This is a genomic window from Pseudomonas oryzihabitans (assembly GCF_001518815.1).
GTDB classification, from domain to species: Bacteria; Pseudomonadota; Gammaproteobacteria; order Pseudomonadales; family Pseudomonadaceae; genus Chryseomonas; species Chryseomonas oryzihabitans_E.
This window is the reverse complement of the sequence record NZ_CP013987.1, coordinates 4,024,183-4,040,039: the sequence shown is the minus strand read 5'-3', so window position 1 is coordinate 4,040,039 and position 15,857 is coordinate 4,024,183. Positions and strand designations below refer to the sequence as shown.

The following is a 15,857-nucleotide window of genomic DNA, read 5'->3' as shown; positions in this document are numbered from 1 at the left end:
CTAATTGGAATGAGCGCGGCTGAGATCTTTTCAGCCGCGTCCTTACCTTTACCCTGGTACGCGACGATACGCTGCTTTACTACATCATCGTGACGCTGTGAATGGTCGGCAGGCCATGGGTTGCCGACCATCAACCGAGGCCAGGCATAGCTCTTTTGTCCATGCCGGTCCGATTACGCAGTTTCCCCGGATTTGGCATAACGGGCTGCAGTTTTATAGAGATCCTTGTTCTGGATATCGATATCAGGCTGCTCCAGGTGGTAGCCCAGACTCTCCATCACTTGCTTGACCATGCGTCCGGTCATTTGCTTGATCCTGTCCGCTTTGATCTCGTCACCAAACTCAGCCAGCAGACGAGGCTGGAGACCTTCAATGGCAGGTCGCTGCAGATAGGTGCTGGTTTCTAGGCAGGCAATGGACGTGTCTCTGTGCAAAAACTGCCACAACGTCGTTGCCAGAGGGGTGTTTGCAACATCAGAGAAAGAGCCGGCTTCGAAAGCTTTCATATCGGTCTATAGCCTTGTGTGTGGATAGAGTGAAAAATTCTGTTTGAGGTGGGCTGTCAGCGTCCGCACGCACAGCGGTCAGTTGCTCGGCTAGAACGAAAGGCTATTGGGTAATGACGGCGTGGTTGGAAAAGCCGCTCTGGATGACGTTGATGGCATTGCCCGCCGTGTTCTGGGTCAGGTCGGCGGTGTGCTGGTAGCCACTCTGGCTGGCGGTGATGCTGGAGGCATTACCTGTGACATAAGCCGTCACCTCGAGATTGTCGCCCTGTTGATCGACCTTCAGCTGGCCGTCGTTACCCAGGTAGTAGGCCGAGACGCCGTTGCTCTCGCCGTTAGATACCAGATCCAGCTGATTGCCCTCACCCGAGGCGATAACGTCGGCGTTATTGCCATTACCAGTCTGCGCCAAGGTCAGCTGGTTGCCGGCGCCATAGACATTGACGTCGGCGCGGTTGAGGTCGCCGCGCTGGGCGATATCGACGTTGCTGGGCCGCGAATAGGCGCTGGAGTGCCGGACCCGGGCGTCGTTGCCGTTACCCTGTTGCACCACGGTGGAATCGGTTCGCTCGCCGGCCTGCTTGAGGCTAATGTAGTTGTCGTTGCCGCGTTGTTCGATGAGGGTGGTCGAGTCATTGCCGTTCTGACTGACCCAGGCGCTATTGCGCAGTCCGAAGCTGACCACCTGCAGGTCCAGCGCATCGCCATGCTGGCCCAGCTCCAGGGTGCCGTTGAGGCCGTCTTGCCGTGCCGTCAGGGTATTACCACCTGCCCGGTCGCTGGTCTGATCGATGTCGATGCGGTGAAAGCCACCATCCTGCTGCACAAAGGTATCCAGCCGCAGACCGCTTTGCCGCACCACCGTCTCGTTGCCACTGCCTGGCCCCTGATCGACCTGTACCCGCCCGTAGCCCGCATTGAGCTGCTCGATATCCACCCGCCGCTGCGAACCCAAGGTCTGGTTGACTTCGGCATAGCTCCTGGCGCTGTCCTGCACCACCCGCACGCTGTCATCGGCATCGTCCTGCTGGGTGACCTGAGTAGTGAGAAAGATACCGCTCTGCTGGATATCGGCCTTGTTACGCGCCGACAGCTCGCTGCCCTGGTTCAGGTTCACCCTGTTGAAGCCACCGTCCTGCTGGACGTTGGCCGTATTGGATTCGGCCCAGACGGCACCGGTATTGGCCAGCAGCAACGCGACCATGAGGGAGCGGGAGGTTTGCATGGGGACGGTCCTTGTGGGGGGTACTGTGGCTGGGGCCTAGTATTTAATGAGGAGTAGTCGGAGTCATTGAGCTTTTTTAAGAAAATAATCCAATTATTAGTGCAAGCTTTGCAATCGACCAATGGATTGATACGCAATATTTAGATAGAGCTTGTGTGATTTAAACTTGAGATTCCTTTTGGTAAAGGTGATGGTTTTTATCTGTAGTGTTATGTTGAGATTTCTTTAAGTTAGGCAGCGGCTATTCAGTAGGCGGTTTTATTATGTGGCAAGTTAGGATTGTATTTTGATGATTTTTTTGTGCATTTTCCTAGTCTTCAGGCATTAATATTCGTGCTTCAACTCCGATTTCTTGAAGGAGGAAAAGCAATCCGCCACCCTCGATCAGCTCTATCGGTTTGTCTTTCGAGAATTCAAATGCGTCGGGTCCATAGCCGCTAGTGGTTACTAGGATTCCTTTGTTTGCACCTTCATTCATCATCGTTCCGTAAAGATCTCGAACTGCCGAAACTCCCACGGTATGTCTATAGCGTTTTGCCTGAATTACTACTTTTCCCCCTAGAATTGGTCGGGGATCGTAAGCAATACAGTCAACGCCTCCGTCTCGCGAGGATCTTGTAAGCTTAGACTCTAGTCCCATTTTTGAGAATAGATTTGCTACAAGAGTTTCAAATTCGTATGGGTTAAGGTCCATTAGGTTGGTGGCAGAACTCAGCTGTGAAGTAAGGTCCTGTTGGTCAATAAATCGTTTGTCTATCATATGAAATTCAATAATAGGCCTAACGGCTTGAGCTTCGCTTGGAGATCTAGAAACATGGGCGCCTAAATTTTTAAGGCACACAGCTCGATCTACCCGCGCTAAGTCTATCTCTGTGAAAGTTTTGCGCGACGTTCGGACGGAAACAAGATGCGGTTGTATCTCCCGGCCGGTTGCAGGATCAATTGTATTCACATATCCGCTAAAACAGCAGGTCTCAAGAAACTCGCCTTGGTCAGCCTCGAATATTTCGTGTAAGCATCTTAGTGCTATGCTCGCCACAACATCCGAATATAATGCTTTTATTTCTCCAGGCTTGCGTAGCTTCTCAACGATCTCGTCTCTAGTTTTGACATAGCGATACTCGGCTACGCTGGGGATTATTTCTACCGTAGGTAGTTCATACTCAATTACCAGTTGTTTTGAGTCAGGTTGATAGGCCAGAGAAAAGTTTTGTGGAAAACCTTCTGGATAGACAGATTTTTCAAGAACCATGCTGCAATAAGCTACAATGGACTCCGAGTCGCCCTCATAATAAGAGTAACGAAACGCATCGACTTCAGAGTCGCGAAGTGCTTTCTTTTCCAAAAAAGCTGATACTCCTGCTTCATAGTCCTCGCGAGCTTTCCTTAATAAATCTAAACGTTGCGTGTTTTGAGTGTTGATTTGCTGCTCGCTAGCAATAAATTGCTCGTTGGCGAGTCTTAGTTTTTCCGAGTGTTTGGCCTTATAGCCTGGCATTAAAAAGGCATGCCAAGGTAAAGAGGGTACTTTTGACGTAAATGACTCTAGGGAAGGACCTTTTATGGCAGTTGTTAAGGACTTTGGTGGGGCGAATTGTGGTGGGTTTTCTAAGACTCTAAGCGAGTCAAAGGTAACCGTGTCATCAACCATTAATGTAGCGGATAAAATATTCTCAAGTTCGCTTAAGAATAGTGCGGTGCTATCATTTTTGTCGCGTGCTTCTTGTGTTTGAAATTCTAAATAGTTTTGCTTTGCAAATCGTTCGGACTCGCGGCTGTAGCGAGCTTGCTCGCGTTCTTTTATAGCCCTATCTCTTCTTTGTTCACGTTGCGTACGGTCGGCCTCCTGCTGTAAGGCGCGTTGTTCAGAGGCTTGAAGTCGTTGCTGTTTGGCTGTTTCACGCGCTATGGCTCGAATCACTTTCTCAAAGCCGCTTCTCTTTGCCATATGCCCTCTTTTTATTAGGAAATCGTAAAAAATATATAAGATAATTTTCAGTATAGACGCTCTCTGCCAAAGCGTTGGGCAGGAGGAATGGATCTGTGCGGACTAGAATTGGCGGATCGATAGTGTCTTGCTAAAAATGGATTATCCCATCGGTCCAAACTCTTCAGCCGCTGAGCAATACCTCTCGCGAGTCAGCTCTTGCCCCTTGGCCTTACCCAATGCTGCGCATTGCCCCTTGAACCACTGTTTTGCCCCTTTCCTACACTCCCGATACTCAATTGATCCCTTACGGTGATTCCCGCAAACACTGCCGTAATCAATCCGACTGTCTTGTACCTCCCAAGTAGCCAAATACGAACCGCTGCCATCCCACTTGCGAACCCAATGGCTTTCGCTGAAAGAAGGTGAGGAAGAGGTATACACGGGAGCTAGCTCTTGCCCCGCCTTGTACTGGGCGAGATAGGCTGCTGACACCATTCCCTGCGGAGCCGAAGCCGGCTCTTGCGCACGAGGCACGGCGCCATAGCGGCAACGCAATACCTCTTCATCCACCACGTTGCCCTGCTTGAGGCAGGCATCTAGAGGTTGAGGCGCGGCTATGGCTTGGTGAGGTGCAGGTAAAGAAGGAGGGAGGGGAGATGCAGGCGTTTTGCTCTCCGCAACTTCAAAAGGCGGTTCAGCCACAGGCGCAGGATGCAGCCAACGCTCTACCCAAGGCCAGTTCAGCCAGAGCAGAGCGACAGGCACCAGTAGCCAGACGAATAGCAGAGGAGAGCGCTGCGCCTTGCGGCGGCGACGGTAGTTGGGAACGGCGTCGAGTTCGGCGATGAGCGCGGCGCGATAGTCTTGCGCGGTCTTGCCATGACGGTCTTTGGGCGGCATAACGGCGTCCTGGCCGGGGCCGAGACGAGAGATCGTGACGGCTGCTTCCTTGTGATGGATTTCACAGTAGGAGGCAGGGTAGGAGGCGTCAAGGCTGGCAAAAGGCCGGAATCGTTAAGACTTTTGCTGTGAAGTCTGACGATTTTTGCAGCGAGTGCAGCCGAAACCGAGGGTTGGCAAGGCTTCGCTTGGGGTGAAAGTGTTTGGAAGGGGTAGGCGCTGCGGATTTCATCGCCGACGAACTACCCCCACGACCGCCCAAACGGTCGTGGGGACAGGGCTTAATCCACCGCCTTGACCATCTCCTCGATGACCTTCTTGGCATCGCCAAAGACCATCAGGGTCTTGTCCAGGTAGAAGAGCTCGTTATCCAGACCCGCGTAGCCGCTGGCCATGGATCTCTTGTTGACGATGATCGTCTTGGCCTTGAAAGCTTCGAGGATGGGCATGCCGGCGATGGGCGAGGTGGGGTCGTTCTTGGCGGCCGGGTTGACCACGTCGTTGGCGCCGAGCACCAGCACCACGTCGGCCTGGCCGAATTCGGAGTTGATGTCGTCCATCTCGAATACCTGGTCGTAGGGCACCTCGGCTTCGGCCAAGAGCACGTTCATATGGCCGGGCATGCGTCCGGCCACCGGGTGGATGGCGTATTTCACCGTCACCCCGTTGTGCACCAGCTTCTCGGTCAGCTCCTTGAGCGCGTGCTGGGCGCGGGCCACGGCCAGGCCGTAGCCAGGGACGATGATGACGCTGTCGGCGTTGCCCAGCAGGAAGGCGGCGTCGTCCGCCGAGCCAGATTTGACCGGGCGCTGCTCCTGGCTACCGCCACTGGCCGCGGCTTCCGTCGCCCCGCCGAAGCCGCCGAGGATGACGTTGAAGAAGGAGCGGTTCATCGCCTTGCACATGATGTAGGAGAGGATGGCGCCGCTCGATCCCACCAGCGAACCGGCGATGATCAGCATGGAGTTGTTGAGCGAGAAGCCGATACCGGCGGCGGCCCAGCCGGAGTAGCTGTTGAGCATGGAGACCACCACCGGCATGTCGGCGCCGCCGATGGGGATGATGATCAGCACGCCGATGACGAAGGCCAGGGCCACCAGCACGGCGAAGGCGCCGAGGTTGCCACTGAAGGTGAACATCAGGCCCAGGGCGAGGATGGCCACGCCGATGACCAGGTTGAGGATGTGCTGGCCGGCGAACTGCACCGGGGCGCCCTGGAACAGGCGGAACTTGTATTTGCCCGAGAGCTTGCCGAAGGCGATCACCGAACCGGAGAAGGTGATGGCGCCGATGGCCGCGCCGAGGAACAGCTCCAAGCGGTTGCCGCTGGGGATCGGCTGGCCAAAGGTGGCGACGATGCCCAGGGACTGGGGCTCGACCACCGCGGCGATGGCGATGAACACCGCGGCCAGGCCGATCATGCTGTGCATGAAGGCCACCAGCTCGGGCATCTTGGTCATTTCCACGCGCTTGGCCATGATCGCGCCGGCACTGCCGCCCACCAGCAGGCCGACGATGACGTAGCCGATGCCCTGCACCGCCAGCTCGCTGCCGAGCTTGTGGATCAGCGCCAGGGTGGTGAGCACGGCGAGGGTCATGCCGGCCATGCCGAAGGCGTTGCCGCGGCGTGAGGTGGTGGGGTGGGAAAGGCCCTTGAGCGCCTGGATGAAGCACACCGAGGCGACGAGGTAGAGCAGGGTGATGAGGTTCATGCTCATGTCAGGGCTTCTCCGCCTGGGCCTTGGGGGCCTTCTTCTTGAACATTTCCAGCATGCGGCGGGTGACCAGGAAGCCGCCGAAGACGTTGACCGCCGCCAGGGCCACGGCCAGGGTGCCCATGGTCTTGCCCAGCGGGGTGACGGTGAGGGCGGCGGCGAGCATGGCGCCGACGATCACGATGGCGGAGATGGCGTTGGTCACGGCCATCAGCGGGGTGTGCAGCGCGGGGGTGACGTTCCAGACCACGTGGTAGCCGACATAGATGGCCAGCACGAAGATGATCAGGTTGTAGATGCCGTCGGAAATCAGATCCATGGGGGCAGTCCTTTAAAGGCAGAGGGGCCGGGCTGGGGCTCAGGCGTTCTTGCGGCGCAATTCGCCGCCGTGGCACATCAGGCAGGCGGCGACGATGTCGTCCTCCAGGTCGAGGTGGAAGGCCCCGTCCTTGAGCACCAGCTTGAGGAAGTCCAGCAGGTTGCGGGCATAGAGCGCCGAGGCGTCCGCCGGCACCCGGGCGGCCAGGTTGCCGTAGCCCACCAGGGTGACGCCGTGCTTGACCACCACCCGGTCCAGCTCGGTCAGCGGGCAGTTGCCGCCCTGGCTGGCGGCCAGATCGATGACCACGGAGCCGGGCTTCATCTCGGCCACGGTGGCTTCGTGCAGCAGGGTGGGCGCACGACGACCGGGGATCAGTGCGGTGGTGATGACGATGTCGGCCTGCTTGGCGCGTTCGTGCACGGCCTTGGCCTGGCGCTCCATCCAGGTAGCCGGCATGGGCCGGGCATAGCCGCCGACGCCTTCGGCGCACTGGCGTTCTTCCTCGGTCTCGAAGGGCACGTCGACGAACTTGGCACCGAGGGATTCGATCTGCTCCTTCACCGCTGGACGCACGTCCGAGGCCTCGATCACCGCGCCGAGGCGTTTGGCGGTGGCGATGGCCTGCAGCCCCGCCACCCCGGCGCCGAGGATCAGCACCCGCGCGGCCTTCACCGTGCCGGCAGCGGTCATCAGCATGGGCATGAAGCGCGGATAGTGGTCGGCCGCCAGCATCACCGCCTTGTAGCCGGCGATGTTGGCCTGGGAGGAGAGCACGTCCAGGCTCTGGGCGCGGGAGGTGCGCGGCGCTGCTTCCAGGGCGAAGGCAGTGAGGCCGCGGGCGTTGAGCTGGTCCAGGGTCTCCTGGGCGAAGGGGTTGAGCATGCCGATCAGCACGGCGCCAGGTTTCATCAGCGCCAGCTCTGCCGCATCGGGCGCTGCGACCTTGAGCACCAGGTCGGCGCCCAGCGCCGCGGCGGCATCGCCGAGTTGGGCGCCGATGGCGGCATAGGCCGCGTCGGGCACGCTGGCGCGCTCGCCAGCACCCTGTTGCACCACCACCTGGTGGCCCTGGCCGATCAGTTTCTTGAGGGTTTCGGGGGTCGCGGCCACGCGCGTTTCCCCTGCACCGGATTCCAACGGGACGCCGATCAGCACGGGTGTCACTCCTTGTTATTCGTGCCGCCACAATGGGACCTGGGGCAGCGGAGTGGCTGTCCGGAAACGACGGGTAGCTTTTGAAAAAGCGACAGGCGCGCCGCTGGGGCGGCCTGTTTGGGACTCAGCTCAGCCCCGGTGAGCGGGGCAGGGCGGCGAACCAGTCCAGGGCGCGGTCCCACAGGGGCTGGGCGCTGGCGCGGAAGTAACCCATGTGGCCAATGGCGCCGCCGTGCTGGCGGGGGTCGAGGTCTTCGCGCTGCAGGTCGACGTTGCGATAGGCCTGCATGAAGGCATCGCGCGAGCGTGGCGTGGCCCAGAGGTCGTCCAGCGCATTGACCGCGACGATAGGCGTGCGCACCTCGGCATAGCCGGCTTCGATGCCCCGCATGGCGGGGTCGTCGAAGAAATAGTGGGGATAGCTGCACCAGTGCCGCCACTGGCGATAGACGTCGCGCGGCAGGTCTTCGCCCAGGCCCAGAGCGCTCCAGGGGCAGTAGCCTTTCCACCAGGTCAGCACCGGCAGCACCAGCTTCCACATGGCCAGCACCTTGAGGCGTTCGAGCGGCGGCATGTAGCCGTGCCAGCCGGCGCTGGTGCCGAAGACATAGAAGCCGGCGACCTTGGCGTGATTGGGCAAGAGGCCGAAGGCATGGCCGCCATAGGAGTGGCCGACCAGGTAGAGCGGGACGTCGCCTTGGGCCATGGCGTCCACGGCGGCGGCGAGGTCCTGGCGCGCCCAGTCCAGCAGGTCCATGCGAAAGCCCTTGAGCGAGGCCGGTGCCGAGCGGCCGACGCCGCGATAGTCCAGGGTCAGGGTCTCGAAACCGCGGGCCGCGGCGTGTTGGGCGAAGCGCCGGTAGAAGCCCTGGGGCACGGCGGTGGCACCGGCGACGATCAGCCGTCCCTGCAACGTGCCCTCGGCGGGAAAGCGACTGGTGCTGAGGCGATAACCGTCCGCGGTGATCAAGTCCTCGACGAGGGCGTCGCTGGGCATGGGGTGGTCCCTATGACAGTTGTTATAATGCCTGGACGGTAGATTATGACGACTGTCATAGCAAGGAGAATGAATGACCGAGCAGTCGACGGTGCGGGAACGGGTAGTGGTGGCCGCGTCGGCCATGCTGGCGCAGCACGGCCTCAACGCCACCAGCATCCGCGAGACCATCAAACGCGCCGAGGCGCCGCTGGGGTCCACCTATCATCACTTTCCCGGCGGCAAGCATCAGCTGGTGGTGGAAGCGGTGGAGCTGGCCGGCGCCCAGGTCAGTCGCGATCTGGAGCGGCAGCTGCAGGCCGGAGCGCTGGCGGGGATTCAGGGCTTTTTGCAGCTGTGGCGCGACATCCTGCTGGACTCGGACTTTCGCGTCGGCTGCCCGGTGATGGCGGTGGCGGTGGAAGAGCCGGTGGACGAGATCGCCCAGCGCGAGCTGGACGCGGCGGCGGGCATCTATCGCCGTTGGGAGGCGCGCTTGCAGGTGGCGTTGGTCGAGCATGGGCATTCGACCGAGGCAGCGACGGGGCTGGCCACTCTGCTGGTGGCGGCGGTGCAGGGGGTGATTCCGCTGTGTCGCGCGCAGCGCAGCATCGAACCCTTCGACCGGGTCGCCGAACGTCTGGTGGCGCTGGTCTAGCGGGAACGCCGCAGGGGCCGGGAGACTCCACCGAAGGCACTTCTTTTATTGGAGTACCTCATGAATCCCGAACCCGCGGACGACAAGCAGACCCCTCACGACTACGACGAATACGGCGATGTGCCGGATTCGGCGAACACCACCACCACCGAAGAGCGCGAGGACCAGGACGACAGCCCCTTGAGTCCCAAGCGATAGCGGATTCGGTGTTTGGCGCGTGGACAAGGCTGCGCCGTTGTCCACCCTACGGGGTGCCACGATGCCTGCCCCTTGTTGGGCTTCGCTGCGCTCAGCGCCAACCTACGTTTAGTCTGACGTAGCATGGAAAACCGCAGGGCGTTTTCCACGCGTTGCTGCTCTTGGCTAGCACCAAACCTGACCGCTATCCACTGAACCGCCCCTCTCTCCCTCTGGGAGAGGGTTGGGGTGAGGGTGCTCACCCTTTGTTGGGCTTCGCTGCGCTCAACGCCAACCTACGTTTAGTCTGGCGTAGGGTGGAAAACTGCATGGCGTTTTCCACGCGTTGCTGCTCTTGGCTAACGCCAAACCTAAAGGCTATCCACGGAGCCGCCTCCTCTCCCTCTGGGAGAGGGCTGGGGTGAGGGTGCCCTCCTGTTGGGCTTCGTTGCACTCAGCGCCAACCTACGTTTAGTCTGGCGTAGGGTGGAAAACCGCAGGGCGTTTTCCACGCATCGCTGCGCTCGGCTAGCGCCAAACCTAAACACGATCCACGGAACCGCCCCCTCTCCCTCTGGGAGAGGGTTGGGGTGAGGGCGCCCGTGTCTTGTTGGGCTTCGCTGCGCTCAGCGCCAACCTACCTCCACGTCTTCACGTCAGCGCCCGATCCAGATGCAGGTAGCCGCCGTCGACGCTCAGCCACTGGCCGGTGGTGTGACTGGACCGTGACGAGAGCAGGAAGGCCACGGTATCGGCGATTTCTTCCGGGGTGGTCATGCGCCGGCCAAGGGGGATGCGCGCGGTGATGGCGGCGAGCTTGGCCGTCGGATCGGGGAAGCCCTGCAGCCAGCGCTCATAGAGCGGCGTCATCACCTCGGCGGGGAGCACCGCGTTGACGCGGATGCCGTCGTCCAGCAGCGAGGCGGCCCATTCGCGAGTCAGGGCCAGTACCCCGCCCTTGGCCGCGGTGTAGCCGCTGGTGTCGCCCTGCCCGGAGAGGGCGGTCTTGGATGCGATATTGACGATGGCGCCGGTACTGGCGCGCAGCGCCGGCAGGCAGAGGTGCGCCAGGTGGTAGTAGTGCACCAGGTTGCGTTCCAGGGAGGCAACGAAGGCGGCGCGACCGGCAGCCAGGCTCACGCCATCGTTCACCCCGGCGTTGTTGACCAGTCCATCGATACGGCCGTAGGCCTCCTGCACGGCGGCCACGGTCCGCTCGCAGGCGGCTTCGTCGCACAGCTCCACAGTGAAGGCCCGAGCCTTTGGCTGCTCTTTGGCCAGGCGTGCGGCAAAGTCGGCCTCCAGCGGCTCGCGGGCGAGGATCACCGGGATGGCGCCCTCGTCGGCCAGGGCCAGGGAGATGGCGGCGCCGATGCCGGAGCCACCGCCGGTGACCAGGATCACCTTGTCGGTCAGCTGCAGGTTCATGCCACGGCCTCCCGCGGCTGGGTGCCCAGGCCATAGAGGCGGGCTGCGTTGCCGCCAAAGACCGCCGCGCGCTCATTGGCCGTGAGGTCCATCAGGGCCTGTTCGGCCAGGTCGACCACCTCGGCGTAACTGGCGGCCAGGGTGCAGACCGGCCAATCGGAGCCGAACAGCAACCGCTCCGGCCCGAAGGCCTCCAGGGCGATGCGGGCGTAGGGCAGCAACTGCTCTGCCTGCCAGCCGTGCCAGTCGGCCTCGGTGACCAGCCCGGAGAGCTTGCAATGCACATGGGGCAGCCGCGCCAGGGGCGCCAGCAGCCGGGCGTAGTCGGCGGGCGCAACCCGGCCCGGCGGCTTGCCCAGGTGGTCCAGCACCAGCACGCCGTGGTCGTGACGCGCGGCGAAGGCGGTGGCGGCGGGCAGCGTCTCGGCATGGATCAGCAATTCGTAGAGATAGCCATGGCGTTGCAGGGTGGCGACGCCCTGGTTGGCGGCGACATCGGCCAGCCAGGCGCCGGGATCGGCCTCGTCCTGCACCGGATGGCGAAAGCCGCGCAGATGGCGACTGCCCTGGCGGCGCTCCAGGCGCGCCACCAGGTCGGCGGCGCGCAGATCGGTCCAGCCGACCACCGCCTGTACCCAGGGCGTCTGGGCGGCGAGGTCGAGCAGAAAATCCGTCTCCTCTTCCTGGGTGCGCGCCTGGACGGCGACGCAGCCGTCGAAGCCGGCGCGCTGCAGGTGCGGCTGCAGATCGGCCGGTAGGTGGTCGCGTTGCAGCCCTGGCATGCGCCCGTCGATCCAGCCGAATTCGGCCGGGCGGTAGCGCCAGAAATGCTGGTGGGCATCCAGGCGCAGGCTCATGACGGCTGCTCCCCGGCGTGGCGATAACGCGCGCGGGAGGCCGCCTTGATGGCGATGGAGAAACCTGGCGCCTGGGGTGTTAGGTAGGCCGCGCCGCGCACCCGGCAAGGGTCCTCGAAGTGTTCGTGGAGGTGGTCGACGTATTCCACCACCCGGCCCTCGTGGGTGCCGGCGACGCAGAGGTAGTCGATCATCGCCAGGTGCTGCACGTATTCGCACAGGCCCACGCCGCCGGCATGGGGGCAGACCGGCAGGTCGTACTTGGCGGCCATCAGCTGCACCGCCAGCACCTCGTTGAGACCGCCCAGGCGGCAGGCGTCGAGCTGCACCACGTCCAGGCCGCCGCGCATGATGAACTGCTTGAAGAGGATGCGGTTCTGGCACATCTCGCCGGTGGCCACCTTGACCGGCGCTACCGCCTCGCGGATGGCGCGATGGCCTTCGACGTCATCGGGGCTGGTGGGCTCCTCGATGAACCAGGGCTTGGCGAAGGCCAGCTCGCGCACCCAGTCGATGGCCTCGCCGACTTCCCATACCTGGTTGGCGTCGATCATCAGCTGGCGCTCGGGGCCGATCACCTCGCGGGCGATGCGCACCCGGCGGATGTCGTCGGCGAGGTCGCGACCGACCTTGAGCTTGATGTGGGAGAAGCCGGCGTCGATGGCCTCCTGGCAGAGGCGGCGCAGCTTGTCGTCGGGATAGCCGAGCCAGCCGGCCGAGGTGGTGTAGCAGGGATAGCCCTCGGCTTCGAGGCGCTGTAGGCGCTCGGCCTTGCCCTCGGCGCGCTGCCGCAGCAGCTCCAGGGCCTCCTCGGGGGTGATGCAGTCGGTGAGATAGCGGAAGTCGATGCAGCGCACCAGCTCCTCGGGACTCATGTCCGCCACCAGGCGCCACACCGGCTTGCCCACGGCGCGCGCCCAGAGGTCCCAGGCGGCGTTGACCACCGCGCCGGTGGCCAGGTGGATGGCGCCCTTGTCCGGGCCGATCCAGCGCAGCTGGCTATCACCCGTGATGTGCCGCCAGAAACGCCCTGGGTCTTCCTGGATCCATTCCAGGGTCAGGCCGCGCACCCGTGGTTCCAGGGCGCGCAGGGCGGCGCAGCAGATCTCGTTGCCGCGGCCGATGGTGAAGGTGAGGCCGTGGCCTTCCAGACCCGGCTGGTCGGTCTGCAGGATAACGTAGGCGGCGGAGTAGTCCGGATCGGGGTTCATGGCATCGGAGCCATCCAGCGCCTGGCTGGTGGGGAAACGGATGTCTTCGATCTGCAGGCCGGTAATTGTTGTTGGCATGGCGCTGTCCTCGAGGGTTTTCGCGGGATGAGCGAACCCGGCCCGTGCCCGCTGGATGAAAGCGGGCACGGGGGTTTGCTGGAAAAAGGGTGGAGAGGAGGGGCTTAGTCTGCGGCGACGGTGCGCTGGTGCTGCTCGCCCAGGCCCTGGATGCCCAGGCGCATTTCCTGGCCGGGCTTGAGGTACACCGACTGCGGCTTGACGCCCATGCCCACGCCCGGCGGGGTGCCGGTGGAGATGACGTCACCCGGCTGCAGGCTCATGCAGCGGCTGAGGTAGGCGATGATCTGGGCCACCGTGAAGATCATGGTGCGGGTGTTGCCGTTCTGGTAGCGGTGGCCGTCCACCTCCAGCCAGAGGTCGAGGTTCTGCGGGTCGGCCACTTCGTCGGCGGTGACCAGCCAGGGGCCGAGCGGACCGAAGGTGTCGAAGCCCTTGCCCTTGTCCCAGGTACCGCCGCGCTCGATCTGCCACTCGCGCTCGGAGACGTCGTTGACCACGCAATAGCCGGCCACGTGGTCCAGGGCATTGGCCTCGTCGATGTAGCGTCCGGCCTTGCCGATCACCACGCCCAGCTCCACTTCCCAGTCGGTCTTGGTCGAATCGCGGGGGATCTGCACGGCGTCGTTGGGGCCGCAGATGGCGCTGGTCCACTTGTTGAACACCACCGGCTCCTTGGGTACGTCCAGCCCGGATTCGGCGGCGTGATCGGCGTAGTTGAGGCCGATGCAGATGAACTTGCCGACCCGACCGACGCAGGGGCCCAGCCGCGGTGAGCCGTCCACCAGCGGCAGAGTGTTCGGGTCCAGCTGGCGCAAGCGGGCCAGGGAATCGGCGCCGAGCACCTCGCCGGCAAGATCGGCCACCTGGCCGGAGAGGTCGCGAAGCCGGCCCTGGGCATCCAGCAGACCGGGTTTTTCCTGGCCCTGGGGGCCGTAGCGCAAGAGTTTCATCGGAGCTCCTATGAGGGGCGAAAGGGTACAGACGAAAAGCGGCGTCAGACGCTCCAGCCACCATCGATCACCTGGGCGGTCCCGGTGACGAAGGCGGCGGCGTCGGACGCAAGATACAGGGCGAGGGCGGCGATCTCTTCCGGGCGGCCCACGCGACCCATCGGCTGGCGGGCGGCGAAGGCGGCCTGCACCTCGGCTTCGCTGCGGCCTTCACGGGCGGCCTGGTCGGCGATGCGCTGGTGCAGCGAGGGAGAATCCACGGTGCCGGGGCAGATGGCGTTGCAGCGGATGCCCTGGCCGACATAGTCGGCGGCCACCGACTTGGTCAGGCCGATCACCGCCGCCTTGCTGGCGCCATAGGCGCAACGATTGGGGACGCCCTTGAGGCTGGAGGCGATCGAGGCCATGTTGATGATGCAGCCGCCACCCTGGGCCAGCATGCCGGGCAGCACGGCGCGGATCATCCGGTACATGGCGGTGGCATTGAGTTCGAAGGAGAAGCGCCAGGCCTCTTCGTCGCAATCTAGGATGCTGCCGGCGTGGACGTAGCCGGCGCAGTTGAACAAGACGTCGAAGCTGCCCAGCTCGGCGACCAGGGCCGAGACGGCCGCGGCATCGGTGACGTCGAGCACCCGGGTCTGCAGCCCATCCAGGCTGTCCAGGGCGGCGGCATTGATGTCGGTGGCGATGACCTCGGCACCGGCGCGATGGAAGGCGAGGGCGGTGGCCCGACCGATCCCCTGGCCGGCGGCGGTGACCAGAACGCGTTTGCCTGCATGACTCATGCGAGAGACCTCTTGGCTGTTTATTGTTGTGAGTCGCCTGACCGCCAGCGGTCAATGGTCAGGCCATTGGTCCTATTGTTTAGACCCTGCTAGGCTCTCAGGCAAGGATTTTTTCGCGGCAAACTGCGCGACCTGCATGAGACGAGACCGCCATGCCCCTTCAGGTAATTGAAAAGCCGCGGCTTTACCGGCAGATCGCCGACCAGTTGCGCGCCCTTATCGACGGCGGCGAATACCCGCCGGGCAGTTGCCTACCCGCCGAGCGCGAATTGGCCAAGCAGCTGGGTGTGAGTCGGGCCTCGGTGCGCGAAGCCCTGATCGCCCTGGAGGTGATTGGCCTGGTGGATGTGCGCGTCGGCGACGGCGTACGGGTCTGCGCGCCCAATGCTCCGCCACCACCGGATACCCCGGTGCTGGAGCTGGCCGGGCGTGGTCAGTGGGCGGAGATGGATCCGGAACTTAGCCTGGCGCTGGATCTGGACGCCGAGATCCCGCCCTTCGCCCTGCTGCAGGCGCGCTGCCTGGTGGAACCGGAAGCTGCCGCCCTGGCCGCCCGGCACGCCAGCGACAGTGATCTGGCCGGTATCCGCGCCGCCTATGTTCGCAACGTCGAGGACAATCGCCTGGGCTCCACTACCCATCCGGGTGACCGGCTGTTCCATATCCGCATCGCCCAGGCCAGCGGCAACCCGGCCTATGCCCTGCTGCTGCGCCATCTGCTCGGCCATCGCTACGGCAGCATGTTCCAGCTCCTGCAGCGCCGCTACACCCCGGAAGACATGCCCGACCGCTCCCAGCAGGAGCACCTCGCCATCCTCGAAGCCCTGGAAGCCCACGACCCCGCCGCCGCCCGCCAGGCCATGGCCGAGCACCTGGATGCGGTGACCCGGATCTTCGCGCGGCCGGCGGCGGAGTGAGGGGGCGGACGTGCCTCGGCTTTTCCCCCTCTTCCTCTGGGAGAGGGATTGGGTGAGGGTGTCG

The 15,857-nt window shown here is 62.8% G+C and carries 16 protein-coding genes; 3 read left to right on the top strand and 13 right to left on the bottom strand.

Annotated features, from left to right (window positions below; translation table 11 throughout):
* Window positions 1-173 precede the first annotated feature (173 nt).
* The 8 genes from APT59_RS18405 to APT59_RS18380 all read right to left on the bottom strand — a co-directional run bounded on the left by APT59_RS18405 (window position 174) and on the right by APT59_RS18380 (window position 8,750).
* Complete coding sequence (locus APT59_RS18405) at window positions 174-506, bottom strand: hypothetical protein (RefSeq protein ID WP_059316183.1); 333 nt, start codon at window positions 504-506, stop codon at window positions 174-176.
* Window positions 507-609: 103 nt separating this feature from the next.
* Window positions 610-1,731, bottom strand: coding sequence for a hypothetical protein (locus APT59_RS18400; RefSeq protein WP_059316182.1), 1,122 nt, complete (start codon window positions 1,729-1,731; stop codon window positions 610-612).
* A gap of 310 nt (window positions 1,732-2,041) precedes the next feature.
* Window positions 2,042-3,679 (bottom strand): restriction endonuclease, encoded by a 1,638-nt coding sequence (locus APT59_RS22290; RefSeq protein WP_082696388.1) that lies wholly within the window; start codon window positions 3,677-3,679, stop codon window positions 2,042-2,044.
* Window positions 3,680-3,820: 141 nt separating this feature from the next.
* A complete protein-coding gene (locus APT59_RS22490; RefSeq protein WP_156428973.1) occupies window positions 3,821-4,561 on the bottom strand; it encodes a hypothetical protein in 741 nt (246 codons plus the stop codon).
* A gap of 281 nt (window positions 4,562-4,842) precedes the next feature.
* Window positions 4,843-6,279: an NAD(P)(+) transhydrogenase (Re/Si-specific) subunit beta gene (locus APT59_RS18395; RefSeq protein ID WP_059316181.1), complete on the bottom strand. Its 1,437-nt coding sequence runs from the start codon at window positions 6,277-6,279 to the stop codon at window positions 4,843-4,845.
* Between the two features lies 1 nt (window position 6,280).
* Window positions 6,281-6,595, bottom strand: coding sequence for an NAD(P) transhydrogenase subunit alpha (locus APT59_RS18390; protein ID WP_059316180.1), 315 nt, complete (start codon window positions 6,593-6,595; stop codon window positions 6,281-6,283).
* Between the two features lie 39 nt (window positions 6,596-6,634).
* Window positions 6,635-7,753: a Re/Si-specific NAD(P)(+) transhydrogenase subunit alpha gene (locus APT59_RS18385; RefSeq protein WP_059316179.1), complete on the bottom strand. Its 1,119-nt coding sequence runs from the start codon at window positions 7,751-7,753 to the stop codon at window positions 6,635-6,637.
* Between the two features lie 124 nt (window positions 7,754-7,877).
* Window positions 7,878-8,750, bottom strand: coding sequence for an alpha/beta fold hydrolase (locus APT59_RS18380; protein ID WP_059316178.1), 873 nt, complete (start codon window positions 8,748-8,750; stop codon window positions 7,878-7,880).
* A gap of 73 nt (window positions 8,751-8,823) precedes the next feature.
* Here APT59_RS18380 and APT59_RS18375 point away from each other — a divergent pair, with 73 nt between their 5' ends.
* Together APT59_RS18375 and APT59_RS22590 are read left to right on the top strand one after the other, a co-directional pair.
* Window positions 8,824-9,387 (top strand): TetR/AcrR family transcriptional regulator, encoded by a 564-nt coding sequence (locus APT59_RS18375; protein ID WP_059316177.1) that lies wholly within the window; start codon window positions 8,824-8,826, stop codon window positions 9,385-9,387.
* Window positions 9,388-9,447: 60 nt separating this feature from the next.
* Complete coding sequence (locus APT59_RS22590; RefSeq protein WP_167348568.1) at window positions 9,448-9,585, top strand: hypothetical protein; 138 nt, start codon at window positions 9,448-9,450, stop codon at window positions 9,583-9,585.
* A gap of 630 nt (window positions 9,586-10,215) precedes the next feature.
* Here the strand turns inward: APT59_RS22590 and APT59_RS18370 are convergent.
* From APT59_RS18370 to APT59_RS18350, 5 genes are all read right to left on the bottom strand, one after another.
* Window positions 10,216-10,992, bottom strand: a complete 777-nt coding sequence (locus APT59_RS18370; RefSeq protein WP_059316176.1) for an SDR family oxidoreductase — start codon at window positions 10,990-10,992, stop codon at window positions 10,216-10,218.
* Window positions 10,989-11,849: an amidohydrolase family protein gene (locus tag APT59_RS18365; RefSeq protein ID WP_059316175.1), complete on the bottom strand. Its 861-nt coding sequence runs from the start codon at window positions 11,847-11,849 to the stop codon at window positions 10,989-10,991. The genes APT59_RS18370 and APT59_RS18365 overlap by 4 nt, the downstream gene beginning before the upstream one ends.
* Window positions 11,846-13,138: an L-fuconate dehydratase gene (locus APT59_RS18360; RefSeq protein WP_059316174.1), complete on the bottom strand. Its 1,293-nt coding sequence runs from the start codon at window positions 13,136-13,138 to the stop codon at window positions 11,846-11,848. Before APT59_RS18360 ends, APT59_RS18365 begins: the two co-directional genes overlap by 4 nt.
* Window positions 13,139-13,242: 104 nt before the next feature.
* A complete protein-coding gene (locus APT59_RS18355; RefSeq protein WP_059316173.1) occupies window positions 13,243-14,091 on the bottom strand; it encodes an ureidoglycolate lyase in 849 nt (282 codons plus the stop codon).
* A 44-nt stretch (window positions 14,092-14,135) separates the two neighbouring features.
* Window positions 14,136-14,876: an SDR family oxidoreductase gene (locus APT59_RS18350; RefSeq protein ID WP_059316172.1), complete on the bottom strand. Its 741-nt coding sequence runs from the start codon at window positions 14,874-14,876 to the stop codon at window positions 14,136-14,138.
* A gap of 152 nt (window positions 14,877-15,028) precedes the next feature.
* Between APT59_RS18350 and APT59_RS18345 the strand changes: the two genes are divergently transcribed.
* Window positions 15,029-15,793 (top strand): FadR/GntR family transcriptional regulator, encoded by a 765-nt coding sequence (locus APT59_RS18345; protein ID WP_059316171.1) that lies wholly within the window; start codon window positions 15,029-15,031, stop codon window positions 15,791-15,793.
* Window positions 15,794-15,857: the final 64 nt, after the last annotated feature.